Source organism: Lederbergia citrisecunda, assembly GCF_018343695.1.
Lineage (GTDB): Bacteria > Bacillota > Bacilli > Bacillales > Bacillaceae_C > Lederbergia > Lederbergia citrisecunda.
The window spans coordinates 1,602,398-1,615,530 of record NZ_JAGYPJ010000001.1 but is presented as its reverse complement, the minus strand read 5'-3'; the positions used below and the strand labels follow the sequence as shown (position 1 = coordinate 1,615,530).

Sequence of the window (13,133 nt, the reverse complement as noted above, 5' to 3'; positions counted from 1 at the left end):
TGAGGTAAATAAAGATTATTCGACAATTCTATATCTTTTTATCAAAAGCTGTCGAAAAACGGAGCAAATGGAAGGAAATTTAAGATATTATAATACTTTGTATTTATTTTGAAAAATTTTAAAGGAATTTCATCATCTTTGGCGTATTTAACTATTAATGACATTATTTTGAATTATTTTTGGATTTGAGGAGGAAATGGATTGTGAAAAAAATCAAAGTTTGTATTGTAGATGATAATCGTGAACTAGTTGGATTATTAGATGATTACATTTCATCTCAGGAAGATATGGAAGTTGTAGGTACAGCCCACAACGGACAAGATTGCTTGCAACTAGTAGAAGATACGAATCCTGATGTGTTAATTTTAGATATTATTATGCCTCATTTGGATGGGCTTGGTGTATTAGAACAACTACGTGAATCTAACGTAACGTTTCCAAATGTAATTATGCTTACGGCTTTTGGCCAAGAAGATGTAACTACAAAAGCTGTGGAACTTGGCGCTTCTTACTTTATTCTAAAACCTTTTGATATGGAGCACTTAGCAAATCATATTCGCCAAGTAAGTGGAAAAGCAACACAAGTTAAAAGAAAAACTTCAACTTCTGCGAAAGGCCATTCAGAGTCAAAGCCAAGAAACTTAGAGGCAAGTATTACATCCGTCATCCACGAAATCGGTGTACCGGCTCACATTAAAGGGTATTTATATTTAAGAGAAGCGATTTCAATGGTTTATAATGATATTGAACTGCTCGGCTCTATAACTAAAGTCCTTTATCCAGATATCGCAAAAAAATTCAATACAACAGCTAGCAGAGTTGAAAGGGCGATTAGACACGCAATTGAAGTGGCATGGAGTAGAGGAAATGTTGATTCCATATCTTCCTTATTTGGCTATACAGTAAGTATGTCGAAGGCGAAGCCTACTAATAGTGAATTCATTGCGATGGTTGCTGATAAACTAAGATTAGAACATAAAGCTTCGTAAACGTTTCCAACATAAAAAACCTGTCCTTTATACACTTGGACAGGTTTTTTTATTTCTATTGAAAAACTGTTATCAACTTTTGCGAATGCAGGGTATGATGGTAATATACACAATTAGGCGGTGACAAAGATGACGATTATATTAGCACACCGAGGATCTGCTGGAACACATCCAGAAAACACAATGGAATCATTTATTGCAGCTGAAGCTTTTGGCGCTGATGGAATAGAACTCGATGTTCATTTAACTCTAGATGGGGATATTGCGGTTATTCACGATACTACTGTCGATCGGACGACTGATGGAACCGGAAGAGTAGTTGATTTTACAATGGAAGAATTAAAAAAATTAAAAGCGAATTATCACTATAAGCATTTTTTCAAAAAAACAGCTAGAATCCCATCATTAAGGGAAGTATTTCAATGGATGGATGGAAATCATTTAATTTGTAACATCGAGCTGAAAAATAATGATCTACCGTATGAAGGATTGGAAGAAAAAGTAATCGCGTTAATTAAAGAGTTTAATTATGAAGACCGAATTATCATTTCTTCATTTAATCATTATTCACTTGTCTATATCGTTAATAATTGGCCTGAAATTGAGACGGCCCCTCTTTATAGCGATCTTTTATATAAGCCTTGGGAGTACGCAAAATGCTTAGGTTCTAGAGGGATTCATCCAAAGTATAAATCTGTCTCAGATTCCATTATAAAAGCAACAATGGATGAAGGAATTGCGGTTCGCCCGTACACAGTTAATAAAGAACGTGATATCAAACGACTATTGCAAATAAATTGTTCAGCCATTATTACTGACTATCCTGAAAGGGCAGTAAAGCTAAGAGGAAAATAATTAAGAGGAGCTTGGCCATTGCCAATGCTCCTCTGTAAAATTAGCGTTTTTTCAGTTTAAATCGTTCCTGAACTTGATTTCTTTTTCGGTCACGATGCAAAATAAAACCTGCAATAAAACCTAAACCTAATACAAAAAAAATAAGTCCCGCGAGAAACTGCATCCATAAATATGGAAAAGGGGCTTGTAATTTCCCAAAAAGCATATCTCGCATTAATTTTATACCGTAGCCCGCAAAAATACCGGGAATTAATAGTAGTAGTAATGCAATAACTCTTCCCATTCGGATATATCGACTCCTTATAACTCATACTAAAAAAATCATATAACAACAGTAAGATTTGTCAAGGAACTGCCTTTTCGTTACAATATAATTATGATTAGGTATCATGATAAGGTCATAAGAAATTAGTGGAGGTAAAAAATGAAAATCTTTGAATATATGGTGAAGTATGATTATGAACAATTATTATTTTGCCAAGATGAAAAGTCTGGTTTGAAGGCAATTATTGCCATCCACGATACAACTCTAGGCCCTGCACTCGGTGGCACTCGGATGTGGACATATGAAAATGAAGAAGCAGCCATTGAAGATGCCCTTCGATTGGCAAGAGGGATGACATATAAAAATGCTGCCGCAGGATTAAACCTCGGCGGCGGAAAAACCGTTATTATTGGTGATCCAAAGAAAGATAAGAATGAAGAAATGTTTCGTGCTTTCGGCCGTTATATCCAAGGGTTAAATGGTCGATATATTACGGCAGAAGACGTCGGAACGACTGTTCAAGATATGGATATCATTCATGAAGAAACAAACTTTGTTACAGGGATTTCGCCAGCATTTGGCTCATCCGGCAATCCGTCTCCAGTAACAGCTTATGGTTGTTATGTTGGAATGAAGGCAGCTGCAAAAGAAGCGTTTGGATCTGATTCTCTAGAAGGTAAAACTGTTGCCGTTCAAGGCGTAGGAAATGTTGCATTTGAGCTTTGCCGTTATTTACATGAAGAAGGAGCGCGCCTTTATGTTACTGATATTAATAAAGATGCCGTCAATCGTGCTGTAGAAGCATTCCAAGCAAAAGCAGTAGACCCTAATGATATTTATGGAGTCGAAGCCGATATTTTTTCACCATGTGCGCTTGGTGCCATTATTAATGATCAAACCATTCCACAATTAAAGGTGAAGGTCATTGCGGGATCTGCTAATAACCAGCTAAAAGATACAAAGCACGGTGACCAAATACATGAAATGGGCATTGTATATGCTCCCGACTATGTTATTAATGCGGGTGGAGTTATTAATGTAGCTGATGAATTATATGGATATAACAAAGAGCGTGCACTTAAAAAGGTTGAAACCATCTATAATAATGTCGCAAAAGTAATTGAAATATCAAAGCGGGATAGTATTCCCACATATGTTGCTGCTGACAGAATGGCAGAAGAAAGAATTGAAAAAATTAGAAGTTCAAGAAGTCAATTCCTTCTAAATAATAAGCATATATTGGCTAATCGAATGAATGTTTGATGATTGATTAAAGAGCTGTCCCGAAAGCTGGATAATTCCCCGTTGACATTGGTGGAGAAAAGCAAAATGCTTAAGGACAGCTTCTTCTATGGAGAAAAACATTTTAAGCATTAGCTAGTCTTAAGTAATTGGAGGGATAAATATTGGCACAAGAGTATGATCTAGTCATCCTAGGTGGGGGAACTGGTGGTTATGTAGCCGCTATTCGTGCAGCACAGCTTGGGTTGAAAACAGCTATTGTAGAGAAGGAAAAAATAGGTGGTACATGCTTACATAAAGGATGCATTCCAAGTAAAGCTTTGCTTAGAAGTGCAGAAGTTTTCTCTTTAACGAAAAAGAGTGAGGAATTTGGAGTATTCACAACTGGTATTGAACTTAACTTTAAAAAGGTTCAAGAAAGAAAATCGAGTATTATTAATCAGCTATACAAAGGCGTTCAATACTTGATGAAGCAAGGAAAAATAGATACGTATAATGGGTTTGGAAGAATATTAGGTCCATCTATTTTTTCTCCCATTCCTGGTACAATCTCTGTCGAAATGGCAGATGGGTCGGAAAATGAAATGTTAATTCCAAAAAATATTATAATTGCGACGGGCTCTCGACCAAGTTCTTTACCGGGTTTGGAGATTGACGGGACCTACGTGTTAACTTCAGATGAGGCAATCGAAATGGAGAAGCTACCTCAATCTATCACGATTATAGGTGGGGGAGTTATAGGTATAGAGTGGGCGTCAATGCTTGCTGATTTTGGAGTAAATGTAACGGTTATTGAATATGCCGAGCAAATTATCCCTAATGAAGATGAGGAAATAATCAAGGAACTTACCCGTCTTTTACAAAAAAAGGGTATAAATATAGTGACAAATGCGAAAGTATTATCGGAATCCATTGAAATAAAAGAAGAGCAAGTACAAATCAATGCTGAAATAAAAGGACAAATTCAAACATTTTCAGCAGAAAAAATTCTAGTTTCAGTTGGCAGGAAACCGAATAGTGATAATATCGGGCTTCAAAATACTGATATTGAACTGAATAAAAATGGGTCCATTAAAGTGAATCCTTCTTTCCAAACAAAGGAATCCCATATATATGCCATTGGTGACGTAATCGGTGGTCTGCAATTAGCCCATGTTGCTTCACAAGAAGGAATAAAAGCAGTGGAACATATAGCTGGCTTGAATCCAGATTCTATTGTTTATGAAAACATCCCTAAATGTATATATAGTTCACCGGAAGTTGCCAGTGTCGGGATTACTGAGAAAGAAGCGAAGGAAAAAGGCTATAAAGTGAAAATAGGAAAATTTCCTTTTAAAGCTGTAGGTAAAGCACTAGTCGTTGGAAATGCAGAAGGTTTCGTAAAAATTGTAGCCGATGATCGTACGAATGATATTTTAGGAATTCAGATGATTGGACCACATGTAACGGATATGATTTCTGAAGCGGGACTTGCCCGTGTACTGGACGCAACTCCATGGGAAGTAGGTAACACCATCCACCCACATCCAACATTAAGTGAAGCTATTGGGGAAGCAGCATTGGCAGTAGATGGATTGTCCATTCATAATTAAGTTATTTTTTGTTTGTAATGTGTACAAGGAGGGATCATGATGGCAATAAATCGACAAATAAATCGACACACTGAACTAGGCCTTAGCGATCAGCAAGTTTTAGATATGTATGAAATGATGTTACTAGCCCGTCGGATAGACGAGAGAATGTGGCTTTTAAACCGTTCCGGAAAAATACCTTTTGTCATTTCATGTCAAGGGCAAGAAGCAGCCCAAATCGGAGCAGCATTCGCTCTTGATAAGGAAAAAGATTACATACTCCCATATTATAGGGATTTAGGTGTTGTTTTATCATTTGGGATGACTCCTACTGAGATTATGCTTTCGGGATTTGCAAAAGCAGAGGATCCAAATTCAGGTGGACGTCAAATGCCCGGACATTTTGGCCAAAGAAAAAATAGAATCGTAACGGGCTCTTCACCTGTAACAACTCAAGTTCCACACGCAGTTGGTATTGCGTTGGCTGCACGAATGGAAAATAGTGATCTTGTGTCGTTTGTATCATTTGGTGAAGGTTCTTCCAACCAAGGGGACTTTCATGAAGGATTAAATTTTGCAGGAGTTCATAAACTACCTGTAATCTTTTTATGTGAAAATAATCAGTATGCTATCTCCGTGCCTGTACATAAACAGCTTGCATGTGAAAAAGTATCTGATCGTGCAATCGGATATGGCATGCCTGGAGTAACAGTTGATGGGAACGACCCTCTAGAGGTTTATAAGGTTATGAAAGAAGCCGTAGAGAGAGCAAGACGTGGTGAAGGTCCTAGTCTTATCGAAACGATAAGCCATCGCTTAACCTCCCACTCCTCAGATGATGACGATCGTAGCTATCGAACTGAAGATGAATTGGCGAAGGCTAAATCAGAGGATCCGATTTTACTTTTTGAAGCGTACCTTCGTGATAACGGATTATTAGATGAGCAAGGCAAAAAAGAAATTAATGATCGTATCATGAAACAAGTAAACGAAGCGACGGACTATGCGGAGAAAGCTCCATATCCAAATCCAGAGGATGCTTTACCATTCGTATACGCTGCGGAGTAATAGGGGGAATAAATAATGGCTGTTATATCATATATTGAAGCTGTCACTGCGGCAATCCGTGAAGAAATGGAAAGAGATGAAAAAGTTTTTATTCTCGGTGAAGACGTAGGCAAAAAAGGCGGGGTTTTTAAAGCGACCCAAGGGCTTTATGAACAGTTTGGCGAACAAAGGGTCTTAGACACTCCACTGGCAGAATCAGCAATTGCGGGTGTGGGAATTGGTGCAGCTATGTATGGTTATCGTCCCATTGCAGAAATGCAATTTGCCGATTTTATCATGCCTGCGGTCAACCAAATAATTTCGGAGGCTGCCAGAATTAGATATCGTTCAAATAACGATTGGAGCTGCCCTATGGTCATTAGAGCACCTTATGGTGGCGGAATTCATGGAGCTTTATATCATTCTCAATCAGTGGAAGCTATTTTTGCCAATCAACCAGGGCTTAAAATAGTAATGCCATCCACTCCTTATGATGTAAAAGGCTTATTAAAAGCTGCCATTCGTGATAATGATCCAGTGCTATTCTTGGAGCATAAAAAGGCATATCGACTAATAAAAGGTGAAGTACCTGATGGGGATTATGTACTCCCAATTGGGAAAGCGGATGTAAAACGTGAAGGAGATGATATCACAGTCATCACCTACGGGCTTTGTGTTCATTTTGCTTTACAAGCTGCTGAGCGCCTTGCTCAAGATGGAATCGAAACACACATTTTGGATTTACGGACTGTCTATCCACTAGATCAAGAAGCGATTATAGAAGCAGCGTCAAAAACAGGGAAAGTATTGCTATTAACAGAGGATAATAAAGAAGGTAGCATCATGGGTGAAGTTTCTGCCATCATTGCAGAACATTGCCTGTTCGATCTCGATGCCCCTATCATGAGATTAGCTGGTCCGAATATTCCTGCCATGCCGTATTCTCCACCATTAGAAAAGTTTTTCATGGTCAATCCTGAAAAAGTTGAAAATGCCATGCGGGAGTTAGCTGAATATTGAGCCGTACATTGGAGGCGAAAAGGAGGAAATCATATTGTCAATAAAAAACATTACTATGCCCCAGCTCGGTGAGAGTGTTACGGAAGGAACTATCAGCAGATGGCTCGTTCAATCTGGTGATCATGTGAATAAATATGATCCATTAGCAGAAGTAATGACAGACAAGGTCAATGCAGAAATACCGTCCTCTTTTACGGGAACGATTGATCAGTTGTTAGTCGAAGAAGGGACCACTCTTGCTGTTGGAGAAACAATTTGTACAATTCAAACAGATGAAGCGGATGAAGATGCTACAAATGAAAAGACGGTTGAAAATAAAGAAGCTAATGTTGATCATTCCACGATTACCGCTATAAATGGTCAGCAGTCTATAGGTAAAACTAGGTATTCACCAGCCGTTTTAAGTATGTCTCAAGAACATGGCATCGATTTATCTTTAGTCAAAGGAACAGGCAAAGAAGGTCGTATTACGAGAAAAGATTTGCAAAGACTTATTGATGCGAACGAGATTCCAAAAGTAGAGGAAAGCGCGGTACCTATTGCCCCAGCCAAGAAACCAGAACCTGTTCATACGATGGCTGGAGATATTGAAATTCCTGTATCAGGTGTTAGAAGAGCGATTGCAACAAAAATGCTACGCAGTAAGTCGGAAATTCCTCATGCGTGGATGATGATGGAAGTGGACGTAACAAATTTAGTCAAGTACCGAGATGAATTAAAAACAGAATTTAAAGAGCGTGAAGGTTTCAGTTTGACTTATTTTGCATTCTTCGTAAAAGCTGTTGCCCAAGCTTTAAAGGAATTTCCAATGATCAACTCGATGTGGGCAGGGGATAAAATCATCCAGAAGAAAGATATCAATATTTCTATCGCAGTTGCAAAAGAAGAAGAATTATTCGTTCCTGTCATTAAACACGCAGATGAAAAATCAATAAAAGGAATTGCAAGAGATATAACAGATCTTGCAAAAAAAGTTCGGAATGGAACATTGAAAAGTGAAGAGATGCAAGGAGGAACCTTCACGATTAATAACACCGGATCATTCGGTTCGGTTCAGTCAATCGGGATAATTAATTATCCGCAAGCAGCGATTTTACAAGTTGAATCCATTATTAAGCGCCCAGTCGTCGTCAACGATGGAATCGCGATACGGGATATGGTGAATCTATGTCTTTCACTCGACCACAGAGTCCTAGATGGTCTCATTTGCGGTCGTTTCTTGCAACGTGTAAAAGAAATACTGGAAAATATTCCGAAAGAAAATACATCTGTATATTAAAAGAGGGTTTGTTGCTCCAGGGGCTTCGCTTTCCGCGGGCGTGCCGGGGAACCTCCTCAGCGCCGAAGCGCCTGTGGAGTCTCCCTTAGCCCATTTTCTTCGCTATACAGAGTTGACTTATCATAGCTAAACAATTAGAAGCTTGTTACCTGGTAACAGCTTCTTTTTAATTTGTTTTTGCTCAGAATTAGTTATTGTACTAAAATAAAGATATCGGCGAAATTGATTGGGGGTTGGTTAGTTCCATGTCCATTCATGATATTAAAAATGCAGTTTTTCCAAAAGCTAGCTATGAAGCATGGGAACAAGCTGCTTTAAAGACATTAAAGAGCAATTCTTTGGAAGCGCTTTATAAAGAAACGTATGAAGAGATTAAGCTGTCTCCCATTTACACAAAAAATGATATAGATAATAGAGTAGAAGATTCGTGTTTTAGAGGAGTTTTTGAAAACAACAATTGGAAAATTGCTCAAAAATTATGTAGCCATAATTGGGATGATCTTAAACGTCTCATGTTGGAAGCAAAAGAACTCGGCCAAGAAACAGTTTCTTTTGATGCTGATCATTTAAACGATATTCATAAAGTGGATTTTGCCGAAATAAATAAGATTTTTAATTTAAGTAGCACTCCAATAATGATTTTTACGAATTACCACTATCAATCAATTGCACATCAACTTTTACAAATGAATGCTGATCATGTTTCTGGAGCTGTAGCTTTTGATATTATTTCATCACAGCTGGAGCAAGGATATTTATATAAACAAGAGGGTCAATCATGGGAAGCGTGGAAACAAATGATTTCCAAGCTTGAAGCTAAATTTCCTAGTTTGCGGACCATATTAATCGATAGCACTCCTTATCATAATAGTGGGGCAAATGCTGTTCAGGAACTAGCTGCTTCATTGTCAGAAGCAGTATTGGTTATTGAAGAACTGCGAAAGATAGGCTGGGAACCTCGTAAAGCAATGCAAAAAATGATTTTCCATTTTTCGATAGGAAGCAACTTTTTTATGGAAATTGCTAAACTAAGAGCATTCCGAATATTATGGAAAACCATTACCTCTGCTTATAATGTTCCTTTTGAACTATGCTTTCCTTTGATCAGTGCAGAAACGTCCAATTTTACAAAATCTGTATTAGACGCATATACGAATATTCTTCGATCAGGCAATGAAGCTTTTGCTGCCGTGATTGGTGGAGTTAACTTCTTACATGTAAAGCCATTTAAGAGTGTTTCCTATCCTACAGATGAATTTGCGATGCGAATTGCCCGAAACACTCAATTACTGCTTCGTGAAGAAGCATATCTAGATAAAGTAATCGATCCTTCCGGAGGCTCATTTTATACTGAAGTGCTAACGACTAATCTTGTTGATAAGGCTTGGGAGCTTTTTCAGATGATTGATAAAAAAGGCGGAATATATTCCGTTTTACAAAGTGGATGGTTTCAGAACATAGTAAAAGAGGTTTTGACGAAAAGATTGGAAGATATTCAAACAAGAAAAAAAGTAATGATTGGTGTTAATGCGTTTAAGCAAGATTCGAGTTTACCATCTTGGCAAAAATCTAAACCTGTATATGATAATCCGGAAGATACAGTGAAGATTGAACCATTAGTTCAGGTTAGACTTGCAGAAAAAAGTGAAAGCGGGGGATTTTAATGGAAAATAAACCCGATTTTCAAATGATTCATCCATTTGATTTTAAAGATCATTTTAAAAAAAATCAGCCGCAGCATTTATCATTCTTTGAAACAAATGAAAAAATACGTGTTAAATCTTTATATACTAAAATTGATGTAGAAAAATTGGATCATCTTAATGATATGCCTGGGCTCCCGCCATTTACTCGAGGTCCGTATGCCACTATGTATGTAAGTAGACCGTGGACAATCCGCCAATATGCAGGATATTCTACTGCTGAAGAAAGCAATGCTTTTTATAGACGCAACCTTGCAAATGGGCAAAAAGGATTATCCGTCGCATTTGATTTGGCTACGCATAGAGGTTACGATTCTGATCATCCAAGAGTTGATGGAGATGTTGGAAAAGCTGGTGTTGCGATTGATTCAGTATTGGATATGAAAATATTATTTGAAGGAATTCCCCTTGATCAAATGTCTGTTTCTATGACGATGAATGGTGCTGTAATCCCAATTATGGCTTTTTTTATCGTAGCTGCAGAAGAGCAAGGTGTAAAACAAGCTCAGCTATCAGGAACGATACAAAATGATATTTTAAAAGAATATATGGTACGTAATACGTATATTTATCCTCCGGATATGTCGATGCGAATAATAAAAGATATTTTTCAATATACGTCCACTTATATGCCGAAATTTAACAGCATTTCAATTTCCGGCTACCATATGCAAGAAGCTGGGGCACCGGCTGACTTGGAGCTTGCGTATACACTAGCGAACGGTTTGGAATACGTCAGAACAGGTTTAAAGGCTGGTATTAAAATTGATGATTTTGCGCCGAGGCTCTCTTTCTTTTGGGGAATTGGAATGAATTATTTTATGGAAGTGGCGAAGCTTCGTGCTGCTAGAAAAATGTGGGCAAGTCTATTAAGTAAGTTCGGACCCAATAATCCTAAGTCACTTGCATTACGAACGCATAGTCAAACATCTGGATGGAGCTTGACGGAACAAGATCCATACAACAATATCGTGCGAACCTTAATAGAAGCACATGCAGCGGCAATGGGACATACACAATCCTTGCATACGAATGCACTTGATGAAGCCATTGCTTTGCCAACGGATTTTTCTGCACGTATCGCTAGAAACACGCAAATTTTTTTGCAAGAGGAAACGGGGATTACAGATGTAATTGATCCATGGGGCGGTTCATATTATGTAGAGTCATTGACCAACGATATAATGGACCGTGCTTGGAAACATATCAAGGAAATTGAAGAGATTGGTGGTATGGCTAAAGCAATTGAAACAGGGTTACCTAAGCTGCGGATTGAAGAAGCCGCTGCGCGAAAACAAGCACATATTGATTCTAATAAAGAGACGATTATTGGAGTTAATCGTTATAAAATTAATGAAGACGCACAAATTGAAATATTAGATATCGACAATGAAGCGGTTCGTCAAAAACAAATTGAGCGTATAAAAATGCTTAAAGCAAACCGCAACGAAAGCGAAGTACGTACTGCACTTGATGCATTGACCGTGGGAGCTGCAAGTCCCGAAAAAAATTTATTAGAACTTGCAATAAAAGCAGCGAAATGTCGTGCGACGCTTGGAGAAATATCTGAAGCAATTGAGAAAATAAGCGGCAGGCATAAAGCGCTTACTCGCACTGTAAATGGAGTGTATAGCTCTAATTTTACGGATGATAAAGAAATTTTGATTGTAAAAGAAATGACAAATGAATTTTTAGAAAATGAAGGAAGACGTCCAAGGATTCTCATTGCGAAAATGGGGCAGGATGGTCATGATCGAGGTGCAAAAGTAATTGCGACCGCTTTTGCCGATTTAGGCTTTGACGTAGATATCGGCCCCCTTTTTCAAAAGCCTGAAGAAACGGCAAAACAAGCCGCTGAAAATGATGTCCACGTAATTGGTGTAAGTTCACTGGCGGCGGGGCATAAAAAGCTTGTCCCAAAATTATTGAACGCACTAAATGCTATTAATCGAGATGATATTATCGTTGTTGTTGGTGGAGTCATTCCTGCTCAAGATTATGAATTTCTAAAGGAAAAAGGTGTTTCTGCGATTTTTGGTCCAGGTACAGTTATTCCATTAGCTGCTCAAAAAGTAATAGAAGAAATATATGATCGACTCGGATATGAAGAAGAGGCCATAACCGATGGATAAAAAGAAGCGGAAGTTTGTCAAACGGGTAAGGAATGAAGGAATCTCTGAAGAAATGATTCAAGGAGTATTGAACAAAGATAGGTCAGTATTAGCTAAAGTGATAACATTACTTGAGAGTAGTGCTATACGCCATCAAGAACAATCACGGACCATTTTACAAGAACTTTTACCTCTTTCCGGAAAGTCTATTAGAATCGGTGTGACAGGTGTGCCTGGAGCAGGGAAAAGCACATTCATAGAAACATTTGGACATTTATTGTGTGAGCAAGGTTACCGAGTCGCGGTCCTAGCAGTGGATCCTAGTTCGACAATTAATGGTGGAAGTATTCTCGGGGATAAAACAAGGATGGAAAAACTAGCTAAACATCCAAATGCGTTTATCCGTCCTTCTCCTTCAGGAGGTGTGCCCGGTGGCGTTCATTCGAAAACAAGGGAAGTGATCTTGGCTTGTGAAGCGGCAGGATTTAATGTCATCATCGTTGAAACTGTAGGTGTTGGACAAAGTGAATCCTTTGTTAGAGACATGGTCGATTTCTATTTATTGCTTGTATTAACCGGTGCGGGAGACGAATTGCAAGGAATGAAGAAAGGAATATTGGAGCTCGTAGATTTGATTGTAGTTCATAAAGCGGATGGTGAGAATCTTAACGAAGCGAAAAAAACGATGCGTGAATACAATCAAATTTTACATTTTATTCAACCTGCAACGATTGGGTGGAAGACAAAAGCCATTATGTGTTCATCAATAACCAGTCATGGTATTGATCAAGTATGGAGGAAGATTCAGGAGTTTATTGAAGAGACACAATCTTCTTCAGTGTTTAAAGAGCGCAGGCAAATGCAAATAAGAGATTGGCTATTTTCTTTAATAAGAGAACGATTAGAAATTAACTTTTTTTCAAATAAAATTGTTCAAGAGATGTTACCTGAGATTGAATATAATGTGATGAATGATCTTGAGACAGTACCAGATGCTGTGGATTCACTCTTTTTAAAATATAAAAAAAAGGACAGCTAAGCTTGCTGTCCA

General features: G+C 38.1%; 11 protein-coding genes. 10 read left to right on the top strand and 1 reads right to left on the bottom strand.

What is annotated here, in order from left to right; all coding sequences use genetic code 11:
* Positions 1 to 203 precede the first annotated feature (203 nt).
* Entirely contained in the window at positions 204 to 989 is a 786-nt protein-coding gene (gene spo0A / locus KHA93_RS08080) for a sporulation transcription factor Spo0A (protein ID WP_213110278.1), read from the top strand.
* A 129-nt stretch (positions 990 to 1,118) separates the two neighbouring features.
* Positions 1,119 to 1,844 carry a glycerophosphodiester phosphodiesterase gene (locus KHA93_RS08075; RefSeq protein WP_213110277.1) on the top strand — a complete coding sequence of 242 codons (726 nt, stop codon included), beginning with the start codon at positions 1,119 to 1,121 and terminating at the stop codon, positions 1,842 to 1,844.
* Positions 1,845 to 1,884: 40 nt separating this feature from the next.
* Here KHA93_RS08075 and KHA93_RS08070 read toward each other — a convergent pair whose 3' ends face one another.
* Entirely contained in the window at positions 1,885 to 2,127 is a 243-nt protein-coding gene (locus KHA93_RS08070) for a DUF2627 domain-containing protein (protein WP_213110276.1), read from the bottom strand.
* A 141-nt stretch (positions 2,128 to 2,268) separates the two neighbouring features.
* Here KHA93_RS08070 and bcd point away from each other — a divergent pair, with 141 nt between their 5' ends.
* The 8 genes from bcd (at position 2,269) to meaB (ending at position 13,121) form a co-directional block, all read left to right on the top strand.
* Positions 2,269 to 3,372 (top strand): branched-chain amino acid dehydrogenase, encoded by a 1,104-nt coding sequence (bcd, locus tag KHA93_RS08065; RefSeq protein ID WP_213110275.1) that lies wholly within the window; start codon positions 2,269 to 2,271, stop codon positions 3,370 to 3,372.
* Positions 3,373 to 3,515: 143 nt separating this feature from the next.
* Entirely contained in the window at positions 3,516 to 4,943 is a 1,428-nt protein-coding gene (gene lpdA, locus KHA93_RS08060; RefSeq protein WP_213110274.1) for a dihydrolipoyl dehydrogenase, read from the top strand.
* A 39-nt stretch (positions 4,944 to 4,982) separates the two neighbouring features.
* Positions 4,983 to 5,990 carry a thiamine pyrophosphate-dependent dehydrogenase E1 component subunit alpha gene (locus tag KHA93_RS08055; RefSeq protein ID WP_213112825.1) on the top strand — a complete coding sequence of 336 codons (1,008 nt, stop codon included), beginning with the start codon at positions 4,983 to 4,985 and terminating at the stop codon, positions 5,988 to 5,990.
* 15 nt (positions 5,991 to 6,005) lie between these two features.
* Positions 6,006 to 6,989 (top strand): alpha-ketoacid dehydrogenase subunit beta, encoded by a 984-nt coding sequence (locus tag KHA93_RS08050; protein WP_213110273.1) that lies wholly within the window; start codon positions 6,006 to 6,008, stop codon positions 6,987 to 6,989.
* Between the two features lie 34 nt (positions 6,990 to 7,023).
* On the top strand, positions 7,024 to 8,268 hold the full coding sequence (locus KHA93_RS08045) for a dihydrolipoamide acetyltransferase family protein (RefSeq protein WP_213110272.1): 1,245 nt from the start codon (positions 7,024 to 7,026) through the stop codon (positions 8,266 to 8,268).
* A 245-nt stretch (positions 8,269 to 8,513) separates the two neighbouring features.
* Positions 8,514 to 9,932 carry a methylmalonyl-CoA mutase family protein gene (locus tag KHA93_RS08040; protein WP_213110271.1) on the top strand — a complete coding sequence of 473 codons (1,419 nt, stop codon included), beginning with the start codon at positions 8,514 to 8,516 and terminating at the stop codon, positions 9,930 to 9,932.
* Positions 9,933 to 9,955: 23 nt separating this feature from the next.
* Entirely contained in the window at positions 9,956 to 12,103 is a 2,148-nt protein-coding gene (scpA, locus tag KHA93_RS08035; RefSeq protein ID WP_432806343.1) for a methylmalonyl-CoA mutase, read from the top strand.
* Positions 12,096 to 13,121 (top strand): methylmalonyl Co-A mutase-associated GTPase MeaB, encoded by a 1,026-nt coding sequence (meaB, locus tag KHA93_RS08030; protein WP_213110269.1) that lies wholly within the window; start codon positions 12,096 to 12,098, stop codon positions 13,119 to 13,121. Before scpA ends, meaB begins: the two co-directional genes overlap by 8 nt.
* Positions 13,122 to 13,133 lie beyond the last annotated feature (12 nt).